The sequence below is a fragment of the Staphylococcus sp. HMSC62D11 genome (genome assembly GCF_001839145.1).
GTDB lineage: Bacteria > Bacillota > Bacilli > Staphylococcales > Staphylococcaceae > Staphylococcus > Staphylococcus lugdunensis.
This window is the reverse complement of record NZ_KV840184.1, coordinates 122,708-143,461: the sequence shown is the minus strand read 5'-3', so window position 1 is coordinate 143,461 and position 20,754 is coordinate 122,708. Positions and strand designations below refer to the sequence as shown.

The window sequence follows — 20,754 nt, the reverse complement described above, 5'->3', positions numbered from 1 at the left end:
CAATTTGATAAATTATAATTAGCACTTGGAAGAAAAGAGTGCTAATGAGGTGGAAACATGATTACTGATAGACAATTAAGCATATTAAATGCGATTGTTGAAGATTATGTTGATTTTGGACAACCAATTGGTTCTAAAACCTTAATTGAAAATCATCATCTTGATGTTAGTCCGGCAACCATTAGAAATGAAATGAAATTTTTAGAGGATTTAAACTTCATTGAGAAGACACATACCTCATCTGGACGTATTCCATCTGAAGAAGGTTTTAGATTTTATGTTAATCAATTATTAGAAGATACATCTCATCAAACGTTTAAAAAAGAACAACGTTTTCATCAATTGTTGATTGAAAATCACTACGATATTTCATCGGCATTGAGTTATTTTGCAAATGAGTTGTCAACTGAATCTCAATACGCAACTTTGGTTATTCGTCCAAATCACAAACTGGATGTACTAAATAAAGTTCATTTGATTCAAGCTAACCCATTACTTGTTATTCTTATTATGATTTTTTCATCAGGTCATGTAGAAAATGTTCATATTGCAACTAAAGATAAATTATCTAGTGCTCGATTGGTTCAAATTTCAAGTTTTATTAGTGATTATTTTAATCGCCAGCGCACTTTTAATTTAATGGCCGAGTTAAACCGATTTTCGCAGTCAGATAGCGAAAAGAACTTTATTATTAAAGTCATAACAATGATGAGGCAACATATTCATAAACAAAGTAATAGCATTTACATGGGTGGAAAGGTTAAACTAATCAATGCGTTAAATGAAACGAATGTTTCATCAATTCAACCTATTCTACAATATATTGAATCAAATCGAATTATGGAACTTTTAGATGATTTTGCAAACTCTCAAGTAGATGTCAAAATTGGCAAGGAGATTGACGCAAATCTGAGCGATATTTCAATTATTGCAAGTGACTATCACTTCGATGATTCGCTCAAAGGTCAGATTGCTGTTATTGGACCAACAGCAATGCATTATCAAAATGTAATTCAATTACTTAGTAGAATTTGGTAGTAATTTGGATTATTTCGGAGGGCAGAAAATGGCAGAAGAAAAAGAATCAGTGAAACAAAATAATGCTGAAGAAGTAGAACAAACAGATCACACTGTTAATGCTACGGAAACTGACGATGAAGCAAGTCAAGCTGATCAAAGTTCAGAACAGAATCAACAAGAAGAAGCAAACAATGAATCTGAAAAAATTGATCCACAAGAAGAAAAAATTAACGAGCTAGAACAATTAGCTAATGATAATGAAGAAAAATATTTGAGATTATATGCAGAGTTTGAAAATTATAAACGTCGTATTCAAAAAGAAAATGAAACAAATCGTGCATACAAAGCTCAAAGCGTGTTAACCGATATTTTACCTACGATTGATAACATTGAACGTGCATTACAAATTGAAGGTAATGATGAATCATTTAAATCGCTGCAAAAAGGTGTTCAAATGGTTCATGAAAGCTTATTAAGAGCTTTAAAAGACAATGGTCTTGAAGTGATTGAAACTGAAGGTCAAACATTTGATCCTAATGTGCACCAAGCTGTAGTTCAAGATGATAATCCAGATTATGAATCTGGTGAAATTACTCAAGAACTGCAAAAGGGGTACAAATTGAAAGACCGCGTATTAAGACCATCAATGGTTAAAGTAAATCAATAAAACGTTGACGAAAATAACCAAATATATTACAAAACGAACATTGGAGGAATTTTATTATGAGTAAAGTAATTGGAATCGACTTAGGTACAACAAATTCATGTGTCGCTATTTTAGAAGGTGACGAGCCTAAAGTAATTCAAAATCCTGAAGGTGCCCGCACAACACCATCTGTTGTTGCATTTAAAAACGGTGAAACACAAGTTGGTGAAGTTGCAAAACGTCAAGCAATCACTAACCCAAACACTGTTCAATCAATTAAACGTCACATGGGTTCAGATTATAAAGTAGATATTGAAGGAAAATCATACACACCTCAAGAAATTTCAGCTATGATTTTACAAAACTTAAAAAATACGGCTGAAAGTTATTTAGGAGAAAAAGTTGATAAAGCAGTAATTACTGTTCCAGCATACTTCAATGATAGTGAACGTCAAGCTACTAAAGATGCTGGTAAAATCGCTGGCTTAGAAGTAGAACGTATCATCAATGAACCTACAGCTGCAGCATTAGCTTATGGCTTAGATAAAACTGAAAAAGATCAAAAAGTATTAGTATTCGACTTAGGTGGCGGTACATTTGACGTTTCTATTCTTGAATTAGGTGACGGTGTATTCGAAGTACTTTCAACTGCTGGTGACAATAAACTTGGTGGTGACGACTTTGACCAAGTCATTATCGATTATTTAGTATCTGAATTTAAAAAAGAAAACGGTGTCGATTTGTCTCAAGATAAAATGGCATTACAACGTCTTAAAGATGCAGCTGAAAAAGCTAAAAAAGATTTATCAGGTGTATCACAAACCCAAATTTCATTACCATTCATTTCTGCTGGAGCAAATGGTCCATTACACTTAGAAATTAGCTTAACTCGTTCTAAATTTGAAGAATTAGCTGATTCATTAATTAAACGTACTATGGAACCAACACGTCAAGCGTTAAAAGATGCTGGCTTATCAACATCAGAAATTGATGAAGTTATCTTAGTAGGTGGCTCAACACGTATTCCAGCTGTACAAGAAGCAGTTAAAAAAGAAATCGGTAAAGAACCACATAAAGGTGTAAATCCTGACGAAGTCGTAGCGATGGGTGCTGCTATTCAAGGTGGTGTTATCACTGGTGATGTTAAAGACGTTGTATTATTAGATGTAACGCCATTATCATTAGGTATCGAAATCATGGGCGGTCGTATGAATACGTTAATTGAACGTAATACTACAATCCCAACATCTAAATCACAAGTTTATTCAACTGCTGCTGATAACCAACCATCAGTTGATATTCATGTGTTACAAGGTGAACGTCCTATGGCTTCTGACAACAAAACACTTGGCAGATTCCAATTAACTGATATTCCACCAGCTCCACGTGGCATACCTCAAATCGAAGTTACATTTGATATCGATAAAAATGGTATTGTTAACGTAACTGCTAAAGACTTAGGTACTAATAAAGAACAAAATATTACAATCCAATCTAGCTCTTCTTTATCTGATGAAGAAATTGATCGTATGGTAAAAGATGCTGAAGAAAATGCTGAAGCAGATAAAAAACGTCGTGAAGAAGTTGACTTAAGAAATGAAGCTGATAGTTTAGTATTCCAAGTTGAAAAAACAATTAAAGACTTAGGCGACAATATTAGCGAAGATGATAAGAAAAATGCAGAAGAGAAAAAAGATGCTCTTAAATCTGCATTAGAAGGTCAAGACATTGATGACATTAAAGCTAAAAAAGAAGAACTTGAAAAAGTAGTTCAAGAATTATCTGCTAAAGTTTATCAACAAGCACAACAACAAGCGCAACAAGCTCAAGGTGCTGAAGGTAACCAACAAAACGATAGCACTGTTGAAGATGCTGAATTTAAAGAAGTTAAAGATGACGAAGATAAAAAATAATAGCTAATCGTTTATAAATAAGTCATATACCATTTTAAATAGTAAGACTATATATATAAACTGACAGCCAAAAAGTCAAAGTCAATTGAGCATTGGCTTTGACTTTTTATTTAACATGTTAGTTTAAATGACATTCGCCTCTCAAACAGCATTAAACAGTAGTAAGTGCTTAAAAATTTATCAATTAAAAGGAGCGAGATGAATTGGCCAATAAAAGAGATTACTATGAAGTATTAGGTGTCAGCAAAGATGCCTCAAAAGATGAAATAAAAAAAGCATACCGAAAATTATCAAAAAAATATCATCCTGATATCAACAAAGAAGAAGGTGCAGATGAAAAATTCAAAGAAATTTCTGAGGCCTATGAAATTTTAAGTGATGATAATAAACGAGCTAATTATGATCAATTTGGCCATAGTGGTCCTCAAGGAGGTTTCGGCAACCAAGGATTTGGTGGTCAAGATTTCAGTGGCTTCGGCGGTGGTTTCGAGGATATCTTCAGTTCTTTCTTTGGAGGATCTAGACAACGAGATCCTAACGCCCCACGTAAAGGCGATGATTTACAATATACAATGACTATTGATTTTGAAGAAGCAGTATTTGGTGCAACAAAAGAGATATCTATTAGAAAAGATGTAAAATGTCATACATGTAATGGTGAAGGTGCTAAACCAGGAACCAGCAAAAAAACATGTAGTTACTGTAAGGGATCAGGCCGTACTTCTGTTGAACAAAATACTATACTTGGTCGTGTAAGAACTGAACAAACTTGCCCTAAATGTCAAGGTACTGGTCAAGAATTTGAAGAACCATGTCCAACATGTCATGGTAAAGGTACTGAAAACAAAGTAGTTAAACTAGAAGTTAACGTGCCTGAAGGCGTTGACAACGAACAACAAATTCGCTTAGGTGGTGAAGGTTCTCCAGGTGAGAACGGTGGCCCTAACGGTGATTTATATGTTGTTTTCCGTGTTCGTCCTTCTAAGAAATTTGAACGTGATGGCGACGACATTTATTACAACTTGAACATTAGTTTCCCACAAGCTGCCCTTGGAGATGAAATAAAAGTACCAACGTTAAAAGGCAATGTCATGTTAACTATTCCTTCAGGTACACAAACGGGTAAACAATTTAGACTTAAAGATAAAGGTATTAAAAATGTTCATGGCTACGGTTATGGCGACTTATTCGTTAATATTAAAGTTGTAACACCAACAAAATTAAATGAAAAACAAAAAGAATTAATGCGAGAATTTGCTGAAGTTAGTGGAGAAGAAATTAAAGAACAACATTCTAATTTTAAAGATAAAGCACGTAAATTTTTCAGAGGTGAATAAGCAATGAATTGGGTAGAGCTCTCAATCGTAGTTAACCATGAAGTAGAACCTTTAGTCACTAACATTTTAGAAAATTTCGGTTCAAATGGTGTTGTTATTGAAGATTCTCATGACTTGATACAACCACCTGCCGATAAATACGGTGAAATTTATGAATTAAAATCTGAAGATTATCCTGAATTTGGCGTCCGTTTGAAGGCCTATTTTAACGAAATTAAATTTACAAAGTCTTTAGCAACACAAATAAAAAAAGAAATTTTAAATTTAACCGAATTAGATACCACAGTTTTTACTTATAATACGCAACCTGTGGCTGAAGAAGATTGGGAGAATGAATGGAAAAACTATTTCCATCCTTTTAGAGCTTCGAAACGATTTACAATTGTACCCAGTTGGGAAACCTATACCAAAGATAGTAACGAGGAGCTCTGTATTGAATTAGATCCTGGTATGGCTTTTGGTACGGGTGATCACCCAACGACAAGTATGTGCTTACACGCTATAGAGAAATACGTTTCCTCTGACAAAAATGTCATTGATGTCGGAACTGGATCTGGAATCTTGAGTATTGCATGCCATTTATTAGGTGTACGGCACATCAAAGCGATAGATATTGATGATATGGCAATTAAAGTAGCAATAGAGAACTTTAAAAAGAATCACTGTGATGCTGTTATTGAAGCTAACACTGGTAATTTACTCAAAGATGAAACTAAAAAATACGATGTAGTCATTGCAAATATTTTAGCTCATATTATTGATGAAATGATAGAAGATGCTTATAATACATTAAATGAAGATGGTTATTTTATAACGTCTGGTATTATCACTGAAAAACATTTAGAAATAGAAGCACACATGAAACAGGTTGGCTTTGATATCATTTCAATTGAACAAAATAATGGATGGGTATGCCTTGTTGGTCAGAAAGTGAGTGAATAAGTTGCAACGATACTTTATTAACGAAAACGCTGATGACGGTCAGCGTTTTTTTATTCGAGATAAAAATGACCGTCATCATATTATTAATGTTATGCGCAATTGTGTTGGAGATCATATCATTATTACATTCCAAAATCAAAGCGTATTCGAGTGTGAAATTACAGATATTAATGATGAATATATTCAAATAATGCCGAAAGTCAAATTAGACATACATACTGAATTACCTCTGTATGTAACAATTTGTAGTGGGCTCATTAAGGCAGATAAGTATGAGTGGATGCTTCAAAAAGCTACAGAGCTAGGTGCCAATGAGTTTTGGGCAGTAGATATGGCGCGCTCGGTTGTGAAACTAAATCAAACAAAAGCTATGAAGAAAATTGATAGATGGCAAAAAATTGTCAAAGAAGCTGCCGAGCAAAGTTATCGACTTACTATACCTTCAGTAAAGTACATGTCGAATTTGAAATCCGTTTATGATAAAATAAGTCATTATGACTATATTCTGATTGCATATGAAGAACAAGCAAAGCAAAATGAAAGAAGCCATTTCAGACAATTATTACAATGTTTTAAGCCAAACGATCGCGTTTTAATGATATTTGGTCCCGAAGGTGGGTTAACAGAGTCAGAAATCGAGATGTTTAAGGATAATAGTCACACAGTAGGTTTAGGACCTAGAATTTTAAGGGCAGAAACAGCACCATTGTATGCACTAAGTGCAATGAGCTATGAAAATGAATTATTGGGGTGAATGACATGTCAACGGTAGCTTTTCATACATTAGGTTGTAAAGTAAACCATTATGAAACAGAAGCAATTTGGCAATTATTTAAAGAAGCAAATTATGAAAGAGTAGATTTTGAAACCAATGCAGATGTGTATGTTATTAACACATGTACGGTTACAAATACTGGAGATAAAAAAAGTCGACAAGTCATACGTCGTGCTATTAGAAAAAATCCTGATGCAGTTATATGCGTCACTGGTTGTTATGCACAAACATCATCAGCAGAAATTATGGAAATTCCAGGCGTTGATGTTGTAGTTGGTACGCAAGACCGTCATAAATTACTATCATATATAGATGAGTTTCAAAAAGAGCGCCAACCTATTAATGGTGTAGGAAACATTATGAAAAATCGCACCTATGAGGAATTAGATGTACCGTATTTTACAGATCGTACACGTGCTTCATTAAAAATTCAAGAAGGCTGTAATAATTTCTGTACATTTTGCATCATACCATGGGCTCGAGGTTTAATGCGTTCTAGAGATCCGAAAAAGGTTGTTGAACAAGCCACAACGCTTGTCAATGCAGGTTATAAAGAGATTGTGCTCACTGGTATTCACACTGGTGGTTACGGTCAAGACTTGAAAAACTATAATCTAGCACAACTGTTACGCGATTTAGAAACGATTGATGGTCTAGAAAGAATTCGTATTTCTTCAATTGAAGCCAGTCAACTAACAGATGAAGTGATTGATGTCATTGAAAAATCTAATAAAGTTGTCCGTCATTTGCATATTCCGTTACAATCAGGTTCAGATAGCGTGCTTAAACGTATGCGACGTAAATACACGATGGAACATTTTTCAGAACGTCTATCAAAACTTCATAAAGCGTTGCCAGATTTGGCAGTGACAAGTGATGTTATAGTAGGTTTTCCTGGAGAAACTGATGAAGAGTTTCAAGAAACCTTTGATTTTATAGCAAAACATAAGTTTTCTGAATTACATGTATTTCCATATTCTTCACGAATCGGTACACCTGCTGCTCGTATGGATAATCAGATTGATGAAGATGTTAAAAATGAACGTGTTCACAAATTAATTGCTTTAAGTGATCAATTAGCTAAAGAATATGCTTCTAAGTTTGAAGATGACGTATTGGAAGTTATTCCTGAAGAAAAAGGTAGTTTCCATGGTTCACTGGTTGGTTATGCAGATAACTACATGAAAGTACAATTTGATGGTGATGAATCATTGATAGGTCAAATTGTCAAAGTAAAGATTGTACATGCTGATTATCCGCTAAATAAAGGTGAAGCATTAAGAGTAGTTGAACATGCTTCTAATTTATCTGAGCAAGAAGTACTAGTGTAAACTTTCCGCGCTTTACTAATTGACCGCACAATGGAGATATATTATACTAAATAAAGCATAGTCTATTGTACTATGCACATAATTATTAAAGTTCCGTTGATATTTGGAGGGAGGGAAATACAGATGTCTAAAACAGTAGTACGTAAAAACGAATCACTTGAAGATGCGTTACGTAGATTTAAACGTTCAGTATCAAAAAGCGGTACAATTCAAGAAGTACGTAAACGTGAATTTTACGAAAAACCTAGTGTTAAACGTAAAAAGAAATCTGAAGCTGCGCGTAAACGTAAATTCAAATAATTAATAGCTCTGTTGACTCCCTCAACACGAATGTTAATTATATATTAGGTTAGGACTATAAATAGGTTCCAACCAACGAAAAATGGCAATTTCTATTGAAATAACGTAGAAATTGCCATTTTGTTATACTTTTGTTTTTTAGTTTGCAAAGTTATTATCTTTTCATATATTTTAATGATGTATTGCAAAAGTATATTTGAATATGAATTATCGTTTCATGGAACTGTAGAGAAAGTAGTACCAAGCAGGGGTTAAGTGATAACAACATATTATACAAGTGATATTACAATATAAAAAATATAATTAAAAATTCTAAATGCATTTCAAAAATCATTAAACTTTATTATTTAGGTTGTTGATTTTATCAGACTCATTATATCGTTAAAAATAAATACCAGCTATTATTCATTTATTTAATATATTGTTGTTGGAAATCTTATAGATTCTCTTTTATATCCCTATAATCTTAGTCATGATTCATGTATAATCAAAATGGGAGCGAGGTGAATTTATGACAGTTATAAATGGAATACATACCTTTTTCTTGCTGAACTTTTCTTCTGATGTCTCTTGGATATTTGATGTAGCTCAAATTCTTACACATCCATTGATGACACTTATTCTGACAGTCGCTATATTTTTAGGATTTTTATATCAATTATACTCTCCTAAAATTAATTTAATAGGTGTAGTTGCAGCATTATGTTTATTACTATTATTTTTAGGATTTCTCATCAATGGCGACGTCAATTTGATATCGGTAATTTTATTTGGCATAGGGGTAATTTTTGTTATTATAGAGCTCTTTATTGTAGGTGCAATAATAGGCTTTTTTGGCATAGTTCTAATCTCATTAAGCTTAATAATGCTTGGTGATAACTTGTTTATTATGTTATTCAATGTCATTATTGCAGTTATTCTTAGTATTGTTGAATGGGTCATTTTAGTAAAACTTTTAAATCGAAAAATACCTTTTTTTGAAAAAGTTGTACTTAAAGATTCGACAAATGCTGAAGCTGGTTATAGATCTCACGATGACCGTTCTCACTTAGTTGGCAAAATAGCTCGTACTTCTACAGACTTACGTCCAGCAGGCATTATTTTAATAAATGATGAAAGAATAGATGCTGTGTCAGATGGTTCATTTATTTTAAGAAATAAAGATGTCAAAATATTAGAAGTAGAAGGCACTCGAGTTGTAGTAAGAGAGATAGATTAATTTATAGGAGTGATTTAATGTTTAGTATTGGATTTATTGTAATTGCTATTATAATTCTTGTAGCAATTCTTATTTTATTTTCATTTGTTCCAGTTGGACTGTGGATTTCAGCAATTGCAGCAGGCGTTAAGGTTGGAATCGGAACACTCATTGGTATGCGTTTACGTCGCGTTTCGCCTAGAAAAGTAATTGCGCCATTAATAAAAGCACATAAAGCTGGTTTAAACTTAACAACTAATCAGTTAGAATCTCACTACTTAGCTGGTGGTAACGTTGATAGAGTTGTTGATGCAAACATCGCTGCGCAACGTGCAGATATAAATCTACCGTTTGAACGCGGTGCTGCGATTGACTTAGCCGGTCGTGATGTATTACAAGCTGTTCAAATGTCTGTTAATCCTAAAGTTATAGAAACACCTTTTATTACTGGTGTGGCTATGAATGGTATCGAAGTTAGAGCTAAAGCACGTATTACGGTTCGAGCTAATATTTCTCGATTAGTCGGTGGTGCTGGTGAAGAAACAATTATTGCTCGTGTAGGTGAAGGTATTGTTTCAACTATCGGTTCAAGTGAACATCATACACAAGTTCTTGAAAATCCAGATAATATTTCTAAAACTGTATTAAGTAAAGGTTTAGATTCAGGTACAGCCTTTGAAATTTTATCCATTGACATTGCTGACGTAGATATCGGTAAAAATATTGGTGCTGATTTACAAACTGAGCAGGCACTAGCAGATAAAAACATTGCTCAAGCTAAAGCCGAAGAACGTCGCGCGATGGCAGTAGCTAAAGAACAAGAAATGAAAGCAAGTGTACAAGAAATGCGTGCAAAAGTTGTTGAGGCAGAATCTGAAGTACCTCTTGCTATGGCAGAAGCACTACGCAACGGTAATTTAGGTGTCAAAGACTATTATAATTTAAAAAATATAGAAGCTGATACAGGAATGAGAAATGCTATCAATAAACATACAGACAAAGAAGACCCAGAATCACCAAAATAATTAAAGGGGTGATGTCATGAACATTGGTATTCTCATATTTGCTATTTCGGTCATCATTTCAATTATCAGTGCGATGGGGGATAAGAGTCATAAACAACGTCAGAATCAAAAACCACCTAAAAAGAAAGCTCAGTCTAAACCAACATCACGTCAACCACAAAAAGGTTCGTTCTTAGATAAAGTTGGAGATAAGCTAAATGAAATGAATGAAGAAATTTCAGGTGAACATACGAAACATAAAAAAGTACAACACGATAAAAATACCTCTCAACCTGTGTATAAAGATCGTAAATTAGAACGAGAGATTAAGGTGGAAACACAAGATAAAGCACGTCCTACAGTTCAAAGATCATCAAGGCAACTAACACAATCTCAAAATAGCAATAATGATACCTTACAAACACAGCCATCATCAAGAGATGTTGTGAATAAGCAGCCTTCAAATCAAGATTTAGAACATACACTTATGGATGATTTAAAACGTGTTCGTTTAGATATTGATAATGAAAAAGAAAAGCAACTCGCAATGATTGAGCAAAAAGCAAAAGAAATTATTAGCGATAAATATTTATCACCTAGAGCTAAACAATATCGCTTAAAGCAATTGCTAAACACCAAATCAATCGAACAAAATATGACCCATCAAGCACTACAATTTGATAACAATCCTGTAGTTAATGGTTTAATTTGGCAAGAAATATTGAATAAACCAAAGCAATTATAATATATAACATATTCCACTAATTAAATTGTATGTAGTGGGATATGTTATTTTTTATATTTTGAGCCCATTAGCCAATCTTTTTTAAATTTACAAACACATTAATTTGTATCAATATGGATTGTTTAGTAAACTTTTATTGAAAGTGAGTTTTAATAATTTTCACATCCAAGGTTATCTAGTTATCATGATATAATAATCATAAATTGACCTATTTATATCATGCAGTAAAAATTTGATAAATAATGTTACTTGTAAAGGAGCCCGTTTATGCCAGAAATAATTCAAATCGACAACATTAATCAATCTCAAGCTTTAATCGGAAATAATGATGAGCATTTAAAAGCGCTAGAGGATGCATATGATGTTGTCATACATGCCAGAGGTCAAGAAATTGCTGTTAAAGGCGAACGTCTGGAGCATGTTGAAAAGGCAGAACAAATTCTTAAAAATTTATTAAAAGTTATAGAACTCGGCCATGTTATTACACTTAAAGACGTAGAAGCTGCTATTAAAATGGCTGATAATAATACTTTGCAATTTTTATTAGATTTATATGAGGATGAAATTACAAAAGATGCATATGGTAAAACCATTCGTGCAAAAACTATGGGACAACGTATGTATGTCAATGCAATGCAACGAAATGATTTAGTTTTTGGCGTGGGTCCTGCTGGCACTGGAAAAACATTTTTAGCTGTTGTTTATGCAGCTAAACAATTACGAAAAGGGAAAGTCAAACGCATTGTGCTAACACGCCCTGCTGTTGAAGCTGGTGAATCTTTAGGATTTTTACCAGGTGATTTAAAAGAAAAAGTAGATCCTTACTTAAGACCATTATATGATGGCTTAAATACGGTATTAGGTCGTGAACAAACAGCACGTTTTATTGAAAGAGGAATTATCGAAATTGCACCACTTGCTTATATGAGAGGTCGTACATTAGATGATGCCTTTGTGATTTTAGATGAAGCACAAAACACAACACATGCACAAATGAAAATGTTTTTAACAAGGTTAGGCTTCGATTCAAAAATGGTTGTTACTGGAGATCAAACCCAAATTGATTTACCTAAAGGCGTTAAAAGTGGTTTGAAAGAAGCTATAAGCAAATTGCAAGGGGTAAATGGTATTCATATTATGAATTTGGATCAATCCGATGTTGTTAGACATCCTTTAGTAGGTAAAATTATCGCAAGATATGATGGGGAGGTAAAATAAACATGTTTACCATAGATTTTAGTGACCACACGCAAATGGTTGATGAAGCATGGTTTCAACAAATTGACGATTTACTTAACTTTGCAAAAGAACAAGAAGGTATTACACAAGATGCAGAATTATCCGTGACATTTGTAGATAAAGAAGAAATTCAACAAATTAATAAAATATATCGAGATAAAGATAAAGTAACCGATGTTATATCCTTTGCTTTGGAAGAGGATGAACCTGAAATAACAGGCTTGGAGATACCTCGCGTACTAGGTGATATTATTATATGTACAGATGTAGCACAAGAACAAGCTACGACATATGGTCATTCATTTGAACGAGAGTTAGGCTTTCTTGCTCTTCATGGATTTTTACATTTATTAGGCTATGATCATATGAATGAAGAAGATGAAAAGAAAATGTTTGGTCGGCAAGAAACAATATTAACTGCATATGGACTGACGAGAGATTAAAGAGTTTAAACGTTTTAGATACGCCTTTAATGGTTTTAAAGCACTGCTTGTTAAAGACCATAATTTCTTACTTCATCTTATCATTTCAATACTTGTTATTGTTTTAGGATTTGTCTTTCAACTTAACAGATATGAGTGGCTTTTTATCCTATTATCCATATTTCTTGTCTTAACATTAGAAGCACTGAATACGGCTATAGAATTTGTTGTTGATTTAGTAACATTGGATTATCATGAGTTTGCAAAGTACGCCAAAGATATCGCGGCTTTTAGTGTCATGCTAGTATCTATCTTTGCTATTATTACTGGACTAATTATTTTTATTCCTCATATATTTTCGTAAAGGAGTTTGTTACAATGAGTTATCAACAACATTATTTTGAAGAAGCTCAAAAAGCTCAAAGTAACGCTTACACGCCTTATAGTCAATTTAAAGTAGGCGCTTATTTGAAAACTAAGGATGGCAGAGGCTTTTATGGTGCCAATGTTGAAAATGCATCTTATCCTGCAACAATTTGTGCAGAACAATCCAGTCTTGCCGCAGCAATCGCTCTTGGATATCAGCCTGGGGATTTTGAATCAATAACTGTGACAGTTAATAGTATAAAACCAACATCGCCATGTGGTATTTGTAGACAAGTTTTAAAAGAATTATGTGATGATGATATGCCCATATATATGACAAATAATACAGGTGAAATGCGTGCTTCCTCAGTTTCAGAATTGTTACCATTTGGATTTTCCGGAAAGGATTTAGAAAATTAATGACAGTACATAAATCAGGTTTTGTTTCAATTATAGGTCGACCAAATGTTGGTAAATCAACATTTGTTAATAGAGTGATTGGCCATAAAATAGCAATAATGTCAGATAAAGCTCAAACAACGCGTAATAAAATTCAAGGCGTAATGACGCGAGATGATGCGCAAATTATTTTTATCGATACACCAGGTATTCATAAGCCAAAGCATAAGCTTGGTGATTATATGATGCGCGTGGCTAAAAATACATTGTCTGAAATTGATGCTATCATGTTTATGGTCAATGTAAACGAAGATATCGGACGTGGTGATGAATATATCATGGACATGCTACGTAATGTGAAGACACCCGTATTTTTAGTATTAAATAAAATTGATTTAGTACATCCAGATTCTTTGATGCCACGTATCGAAGCTTATCAAAAATATATGAACTTCACTGAGATAGTACCTATTTCAGCATTAGAAGGACTTAATGTTGACCATTTTATAGATGTGCTTAAAAGCCATTTACCAGAAGGACCAAAGTATTATCCTGACGATCAAATTTCAGACCATCCCGAACAATTTGTTGTTAGTGAAATCATTCGTGAAAAAATATTACACTTAACTAGCGAAGAAATCCCTCATGCTATTGGCGTGAATGTCGATAGAATGATTAAAGAAAATGAAGATCGTGTTCGCATTGAAGCAACGATATATGTTGAACGTGATTCTCAAAAAGGAATCGTTATTGGTAAAGGTGGAAAAAAATTAAAAGAAGTAGGTAAACGTGCACGTCATGATATTGAAATGTTACTTGGTTCCAAAGTATATTTAGAATTGTGGGTAAAAGTTCAAAAGGATTGGAGAAATAAAGTGAATTTTATACGTCAAATTGGATATATTGAAGACCAAGATTAAACAGAGAGTGGGTGTTATTTATGCTCATGAAACAAAAAGGGATTATTATTAAGTCTGTGGATTATGGTGAATCAGATAAAGTAATTACTATCCTTAATGAACATGGCGCTAAAGTACCCTTAATGGTACGTCGTGCAAAAAAAGCCAAAAGTGGTTTTCAAGCTCATACACAATTATTTGTGTATGGCTTATTTATTTATAACCAATGGCGTGGAATGGGAACCCTTAATTCTATTGATGTTATAAATCAGCATTACGAGTTAAGGCTTGATTTATACACACATAGCTACGCATCACTTAGTGCTGAAATTATAGACAAAGCCATGGACGATCAAGAAATTTCAAAATATTATTATGAATTATTGCATTTTGTTTTAACAAAAATTACTGCAGGTACTTCTGCACAGCTAATGTCGATAATTACGATGTTGAAATGTATGCATAAATATGGCTTTTCCGCAAACTTTAACCATTGTGTCATAACTGGTTCAACTAATCCGTCTAACTTAATAGGGTACAGTTTTAAATTTCATGGTGCTATTTCACAAGAAGCAGCTTATCGAGATCCACATGCCTTATTAATATCAAATAAAACCTTGTACCTGTTAAATATATTACAACAATTACCCATTGAAAAAATGAATCAACTTAGCATCCATCAAGAGATTATAAACGAAATGTCTGACTTTATGATTATGTTATATAGAGAATATGCTGGTGTATTTTTTAAAAGTCAAAAATTAATTAATCAACTCAATAGATTAGAACCCAAATAACTATTAAAACCTCCCATAACTGTTGTCCATTTCTAGACAATCTTTTTACGGGAGGTTTTATTTAGCTATTGATAATCTATTGCGCACAGAATTAGCAAGTATTAACCTTTACGTATATCTTAAAATTTAACTTTTTCTGTTAAAAATGCTTCTAATTCAGCAATCGGCATACGTACTTGATCCATAGAATCACGATCACGAACAGTTACTTGATTGTCTTCTAATGAATCAAAGTCAAATGTAATACAATAAGGTGTTCCAATTTCATCTTGTCGACGATATCGCTTACCAATTGATTGGGATTCATCAAAATCAATAGCAAATTTTGAACTTAAATCTTCAAAAATCTTAATCGCTTCTCCTGAAAGCTTTTTACTCAATGGCAACACTGCTGCTTTATACGGCGCTAAAGCAGGGTGGAAATGAAGAACCGTACGAGCGTCTTTACTGCCTTCAACACCTTCTTGATCATAGGCATCACACAAGAACGCTAATGTTACACGGTCAGCACCAAGAGACGGTTCGATACAATAAGGAATATATTTCTCATTTGTTTCAGGATCATGATATTTAAAATCTTCTCCTGAATGCTCACTATGTTGTTTTAAGTCGAAGTCAGTACGGCTTGCAATACCCCATAATTCACCCCAACCAAATGGGAATTTATATTCTATATCAGTCGTAGCGTTAGAATAGTGAGATAACTCATCTTCATCATGGTCTCTTAAACGCATATTTTCTTCACTAATATTTAAGTCTTTTAACCACTGACTAGCAAAAGTTTTCCAATAGTTCTGCCATTCGATTTCTTCGCCAGGCTTACAGAAGAATTCTAATTCCATTTGTTCAAATTCTCTTGTTCTAAAAATAAAGTTACCTGGTGTAATTTCATTACGGAATGATTTACCTATTTGACCAATACCAAATGGCAACTTTTTACGCATAGAGCGTTGCACATTTTTGTAATTAACAAAAATACCTTGCGCAGTCTCTGGACGTAAGAAAATTTCATTTGTTGAATCTTCTGTTACACCTTGGAAAGTTTTAAACATAAGGTTAAATTGACGAATATCTGTCCAATTTGCAGTACCACTTACAGGACAAACAATGCCTTCTTCATCGATAATGCGCTTCATTTCATCAAAACTCAAGCCATCAGCAATAAAGTTTTCGTCTCCTTTTTGTTGTTGCATATAATCTTCAATTAGTTTGTCTGCACGATAACGAATTTTACTATCTTTATTATCAATCATAGGGTCATTAAAATTACCTAAATGTCCAGAAGCTTCCCAAGTTTTAGGATTCATTAAAATCGCTGCATCAATCCCGACGTTATAAGGTGATTGTGTAATAAATTTTTGCCACCATGCTTTTTTAACGTTATTTTTTAATTCTACACCAAGAGGCCCATAATCCCATGTATTTGAAAGCCCTCCGTATATATCACTGCCAGGGAATACAAACCCTCTGTGCTTTGCTAACGAAACAATTGTATCCATATCTTTTACCATATGCTTATCCTCTCCTTGTACACAAAAACGTCCCAAAGACGTTGATATAATATATCTCCATCTTTGGGACGAGTCATTATTTTTAACCGAATAATAAATATTCGTTTATTAACATATTAACCCGCGGTTCCACCCAAATTAGTGTAGCCACTCTCTTTACTTATCAAATTGTTATGCCAATGTCATCGTTAAGCTTGCACCGTCCTTAACTCGCTTAAGTTCATTCTAATTGAAAGTATTTTTTTAAGCAAGTATTTATATGTATTTGTAGCAACAACCATTTACAGTTATAATATAATAGAAATTAAGAGGGGTGAAGACCTATAGAACTTAGTAAAAGGCAAGAGCAAATAATTGATATTGTTAAGCATGAAGGACCTATCACTGGTGAGCATATTGCTGAACACCTAAATCTTACACGAGCAACTTTAAGACCTGATTTAGCTATTTTAACTATGTCTGGTTTTTTAGAAGCACGACCTCGCGTTGGCTATTTTTATTCTGGTAAATCTAAAAATAAAATATTTAAAGATCAATTGCGCCAATATAATGTCAAAGATTACATGTCACATCCAGTTGTAGTAAAGGGAGATATGACTGTTTACGATGCCATTTGCACGATTTTCTTAGAAGATGCGAGCACATTGTTCATTGTGAATAACAATAATGATTTTATAGGCATTTGTTCTCGCAAAGATTTATTACGCGCTTCTATGATTGGTGAGGATATACATACTATGCCGATTAGTATCAATATGACAAGAATGCCAAACGTCACATATTTAGAGGAATCGGAATTAGTCGTATATGCTGCAAATCAAATGATAGAAAAAGAAATTGATGCTTTACCTGTAGTTAGAAAAAAAGACAATAATAAATACGAAGTTGTGGGTCGTATTTCAAAAACAACAATAACAAAACTTTTTGTATCTTTATTTAAAGAATAGGTGGTATACATTAATGGAAAATATAAAGATTATTATTGCCTCAGATTCAATTGGAGAGACAGCTGAACTCGTGGCACGGGCTTGTGTGTCTCAATTTAATCCTAAACAATGCAAAAATGAATTTTTAAGATATCCTTATATCGAATCGTTTGAAAATATTGATGAAGTCATTCAAGTTGCGCATGACACAAAGGCTATCATTGTTTATACATTAGTTAAACCTGAAATGCGCAAATATATGGAAGCAGAACTTAAAGATAAACAGATTCAGTCTGTTGATATTATGGGTCCATTGATGAGTATATTATCAGAGTCAGTTGAACAAACACCTTATTATGAGCCTGGAATGGTTCATCGATTGGACGATGCTTATTTTAAAAAAATAGATGCGATTGAATTTGCTGTAAAATATGATGATGGTAAAGATCCAAAAGGTTTGCCAAAAGCAGATATCGTGCTCATAGGTATTTCAAGAACATCGAAAACACCGCTATCTCAATATCTTGCTCATCGTAGTTATAAAGTAATGAATGTGCCAATTGTACCAGAGGTTACACCGCCTGATGCACTATTTGAAATAGATCCTGCAAAATGTATTGCACTTAAAATTAGTGAAGATAAATTAAATCGTATTCGAAAGCAACGTTTAAAACAACTTGGCTTAGGAGATTCTGCACGTTATGCAACCGACGCTAGAATTAAAGAAGAAATTAAATACTTCGAAGACATTGTTGCACGGGTAGGATGTCCTGTTATCGATGTTTCTGACAAGGCGATTGAGGAAACTGCAAATGATGTTATTGCACTTATAGAACAGCGTCAATCAAAATAATATCTTTTGAAACAAAAAAGCGTTATAATTTGACGACTAACAAGTAATAGGTGATCGAAATTGCGAATAGAACAATCCGTGATTAATGAAATAAAAGAAAAAACTGATATCTTAGATTTGGTAAGTGAATACGTTAAATTAGAAAAAAGAGGGCGCAATTATATAGGTTTGTGTCCTTTTCATGATGAAAAAACACCTTCATTTACAGTTTCTGAAGATAAGCAAATTTGTCATTGCTTTGGTTGTAAAAAGGGTGGAAATGTCTTTCAATTTACACAAGATATAAAAGATATCTCTTTTGTTGAAGCAGTGAAAGAATTAGGTGCACGTGTCAATATAAACGTTGATATTGGTACACCTTCAGAAACACCACAAATCGCATCTGATGACTTAAAAATGATAGAGATGCACGAATTGATGCAAACATATTATCAATATGCTTTATTAAAAACAGTTGAAGGGGAAGAAGCATTAAACTATTTAAAACAACGCGGTTTTACCGACGAGTTAATTCAACAACGCGGCATAGGATATGCCCCAGATAATGCACACTTCTGTTTAGATTTTTTAACAAAGAATGACTATGATATTGAACTTGCATACGAAGCAGGGCTACTGTCCAGAAATGAAGAAAACTTTAGCTACTATGATCGCTTTAGAGACCGCATCATGTTTCCATTAAACAATGCACAAGGACGTATTGTAGGCTATTCAGGCAGAACCTATCGTAATCAAGAGCCCAAATATTTAAACAGTCCTGAAACACCTATATTCCAAAAGAGAAGGTTATTATATAATCTTGATTATGCTAGAAAACGTATACGTAAAAATGATGAAGTTATTCTCTTAGAAGGATTTATGGATGTCATTAAGTCAGACGCTGCAGGATTAAAACACGTAGTTGCCAGCATGGGAACAGCTCTATCACAAGAGCATATAACATTTTTAAAAAAATTAACCAGCAATGTTACCCTTATGTTTGATGGCGACTTTGCTGGTAGAGAAGCTGCACTTAAAACAGGCCAAGTATTATTACAACAAGGACTTAATGTTTATATTATACAGTTACCAAATGATATGGATCCAGATGAATATATAGTGAAATATGGTAAAGAGGAATTTTTGAATTTTGTAGCTACTGAAAAGAAATCTTTTATTGTCTTTAAATACAAGACGAAACAAGACGAAATACAACATAATGATTTAGCCTACGAACGATATTTGAAGGAAGCTATACAAGATGTCGCATTTGTACAATCAAATATTCTGAAAAACAAAATTGTTCAAGATGTAGCTGGTGTGTTTAATATTGAGGCAAATCGTTTAAATAATGAAATAGCTCAACAATCTCATTCAATTACTGAATATGATTACGATAACTATTATTCTGGTGCATATTTTCATGATAATCAGCCTATGCATGCGCCTCAAATAGACAATTTTAATCATTTAAATAAACGTGAAAAAGCAGAGCGTGGCTTACTAAAACATTTTATGAATGATAAAGATACATTTTTAAATTATGCAGCAAATATCAATAGTCAACTTTTTTCTAATCCCTCTTTCAAACAAATATTTGAGATATTAAAAGATTTTTATGCTGAAAATGACAATTATCATATCAGCGATTTCATTCAATATACAGATTCTAGTGATTTGAGAGAAATGATGATTTCACTAGATAATTATGATTTAAATTTAGAGCCTTTTGACCATGAAATTGAAGACTATATCGCGACCTTAATGGAAAATAATGATGAAGATTCGATTGAAATCTTAAATCACAAGTTAAACGAAGCGCAGCGTACCGGCGATATTGATATGGTTAAATACTATTTACAAATGATTGTTCAAAAAAATCAACAACGAATGTGATGATGTAACAAATGATAAGTATTTCAAAACATAATAATATTAGTGCACAGACTGTTTCTATTTTAAGGTTTATATTGTATAATGGTTATTATGCGCTTTTAATGGGTAAATATAGTCTGTGATTGATATTTGTCTATTAATTCAAAATGATTATAACGTAGTAAATAAAAATAACGACAATACTTGTGCGTAATTGTTATGAATTTTTAATTATACTATCGACATTATATAAGTTTGTTATATAATTAAATATCGC

Annotated in this window: 21 protein-coding genes; 20 read left to right on the top strand and 1 reads right to left on the bottom strand. The window is 33.2% G+C overall.

The genetic code is table 11. The annotated features are described in order from the left end of the window. Positions 1-57: 57 nt before the first annotated feature. The 17 genes from hrcA to recO all read left to right on the top strand — a co-directional run bounded on the left by hrcA (position 58) and on the right by recO (position 15,333). A complete protein-coding gene (gene hrcA, locus HMPREF3267_RS03635) occupies positions 58-1,038 on the top strand; it encodes a heat-inducible transcriptional repressor HrcA (RefSeq protein WP_002458977.1) in 981 nt (326 codons plus the stop codon). Between the two features lie 28 nt (positions 1,039-1,066). Beyond that, the gene (gene grpE / locus HMPREF3267_RS03630; RefSeq protein ID WP_002478109.1) at positions 1,067-1,687 is read left to right on the top strand and encodes a nucleotide exchange factor GrpE; all 621 of its coding nucleotides are present in this window, start codon (positions 1,067-1,069) and stop codon (positions 1,685-1,687) included. A 56-nt stretch (positions 1,688-1,743) separates the two neighbouring features. After that, positions 1,744-3,579, top strand: coding sequence for a molecular chaperone DnaK (dnaK, locus tag HMPREF3267_RS03625; RefSeq protein WP_002478110.1), 1,836 nt, complete (start codon positions 1,744-1,746; stop codon positions 3,577-3,579). Between the two features lie 203 nt (positions 3,580-3,782). Continuing rightward, the gene (gene dnaJ / locus HMPREF3267_RS03620) at positions 3,783-4,916 is read left to right on the top strand and encodes a molecular chaperone DnaJ (protein WP_002478111.1); all 1,134 of its coding nucleotides are present in this window, start codon (positions 3,783-3,785) and stop codon (positions 4,914-4,916) included. Positions 4,917-4,919: 3 nt separating this feature from the next. Continuing rightward, positions 4,920-5,858: a 50S ribosomal protein L11 methyltransferase gene (prmA, locus tag HMPREF3267_RS03615; protein ID WP_037544379.1), complete on the top strand. Its 939-nt coding sequence runs from the start codon at positions 4,920-4,922 to the stop codon at positions 5,856-5,858. A gap of 1 nt (position 5,859) precedes the next feature. After that, the gene (locus HMPREF3267_RS03610; RefSeq protein ID WP_002478113.1) at positions 5,860-6,612 is read left to right on the top strand and encodes a 16S rRNA (uracil(1498)-N(3))-methyltransferase; all 753 of its coding nucleotides are present in this window, start codon (positions 5,860-5,862) and stop codon (positions 6,610-6,612) included. Positions 6,613-6,617: 5 nt separating this feature from the next. Continuing rightward, positions 6,618-7,964 (top strand): tRNA (N(6)-L-threonylcarbamoyladenosine(37)-C(2))-methylthiotransferase MtaB, encoded by a 1,347-nt coding sequence (mtaB, locus tag HMPREF3267_RS03605; RefSeq protein WP_037540772.1) that lies wholly within the window; start codon positions 6,618-6,620, stop codon positions 7,962-7,964. A gap of 123 nt (positions 7,965-8,087) precedes the next feature. Then, positions 8,088-8,264 (top strand): 30S ribosomal protein S21, encoded by a 177-nt coding sequence (gene rpsU, locus HMPREF3267_RS03600; RefSeq protein ID WP_000048060.1) that lies wholly within the window; start codon positions 8,088-8,090, stop codon positions 8,262-8,264. Between the two features lie 511 nt (positions 8,265-8,775). Further along, positions 8,776-9,483, top strand: coding sequence for an NfeD family protein (locus HMPREF3267_RS03595; protein ID WP_062077682.1), 708 nt, complete (start codon positions 8,776-8,778; stop codon positions 9,481-9,483). A 17-nt stretch (positions 9,484-9,500) separates the two neighbouring features. Beyond that, positions 9,501-10,487 carry a flotillin-like protein FloA gene (floA, locus tag HMPREF3267_RS03590; protein WP_002458986.1) on the top strand — a complete coding sequence of 329 codons (987 nt, stop codon included), beginning with the start codon at positions 9,501-9,503 and terminating at the stop codon, positions 10,485-10,487. Between the two features lie 16 nt (positions 10,488-10,503). Further along, a complete protein-coding gene (locus HMPREF3267_RS03585) occupies positions 10,504-11,211 on the top strand; it encodes a hypothetical protein (RefSeq protein ID WP_002458987.1) in 708 nt (235 codons plus the stop codon). Between the two features lie 267 nt (positions 11,212-11,478). After that, positions 11,479-12,429, top strand: coding sequence for a PhoH family protein (locus HMPREF3267_RS03580; protein ID WP_002458988.1), 951 nt, complete (start codon positions 11,479-11,481; stop codon positions 12,427-12,429). A gap of 2 nt (positions 12,430-12,431) precedes the next feature. Further along, a complete protein-coding gene (ybeY, locus tag HMPREF3267_RS03575; RefSeq protein WP_002458989.1) occupies positions 12,432-12,893 on the top strand; it encodes an rRNA maturation RNase YbeY in 462 nt (153 codons plus the stop codon). Then, positions 12,889-13,236 carry a diacylglycerol kinase family protein gene (locus HMPREF3267_RS12250; protein WP_080513643.1) on the top strand — a complete coding sequence of 116 codons (348 nt, stop codon included), beginning with the start codon at positions 12,889-12,891 and terminating at the stop codon, positions 13,234-13,236. Before ybeY ends, HMPREF3267_RS12250 begins: the two co-directional genes overlap by 5 nt. Before the next feature lie 14 nt (positions 13,237-13,250). Continuing rightward, positions 13,251-13,658 (top strand): cytidine deaminase, encoded by a 408-nt coding sequence (gene cdd, locus HMPREF3267_RS03570; RefSeq protein WP_002458991.1) that lies wholly within the window; start codon positions 13,251-13,253, stop codon positions 13,656-13,658. After that, positions 13,658-14,557: a GTPase Era gene (gene era / locus HMPREF3267_RS03565; RefSeq protein WP_002458992.1), complete on the top strand. Its 900-nt coding sequence runs from the start codon at positions 13,658-13,660 to the stop codon at positions 14,555-14,557. Before cdd ends, era begins: the two co-directional genes overlap by 1 nt. A 20-nt stretch (positions 14,558-14,577) precedes the next feature. Continuing rightward, the gene (gene recO, locus HMPREF3267_RS03560; RefSeq protein ID WP_002458993.1) at positions 14,578-15,333 is read left to right on the top strand and encodes a DNA repair protein RecO; all 756 of its coding nucleotides are present in this window, start codon (positions 14,578-14,580) and stop codon (positions 15,331-15,333) included. A 119-nt stretch (positions 15,334-15,452) separates the two neighbouring features. Here the strand turns inward: recO and HMPREF3267_RS03555 are convergent, their stop codons facing one another. Next, the gene (locus tag HMPREF3267_RS03555; protein ID WP_002478117.1) at positions 15,453-16,844 is read right to left on the bottom strand and encodes a glycine--tRNA ligase; all 1,392 of its coding nucleotides are present in this window, start codon (positions 16,842-16,844) and stop codon (positions 15,453-15,455) included. Between the two features lie 323 nt (positions 16,845-17,167). Here HMPREF3267_RS03555 and HMPREF3267_RS03550 point away from each other — a divergent pair, with 323 nt between their 5' ends. From HMPREF3267_RS03550 to dnaG, 3 genes are read left to right on the top strand one after another with little or no spacing between them, the layout of a single operon-like run. Further along, positions 17,168-17,791: a transcriptional regulator CcpN gene (locus HMPREF3267_RS03550; protein ID WP_014533295.1), complete on the top strand. Its 624-nt coding sequence runs from the start codon at positions 17,168-17,170 to the stop codon at positions 17,789-17,791. Positions 17,792-17,804: 13 nt separating this feature from the next. Beyond that, the gene (locus HMPREF3267_RS03545) at positions 17,805-18,623 is read left to right on the top strand and encodes a pyruvate, water dikinase regulatory protein (protein WP_002458996.1); all 819 of its coding nucleotides are present in this window, start codon (positions 17,805-17,807) and stop codon (positions 18,621-18,623) included. 60 nt (positions 18,624-18,683) lie between these two features. Beyond that, positions 18,684-20,498 carry a DNA primase gene (gene dnaG, locus HMPREF3267_RS03540; RefSeq protein WP_002478118.1) on the top strand — a complete coding sequence of 605 codons (1,815 nt, stop codon included), beginning with the start codon at positions 18,684-18,686 and terminating at the stop codon, positions 20,496-20,498. The last annotated feature ends 256 nt before the right edge of the window (positions 20,499-20,754 follow it).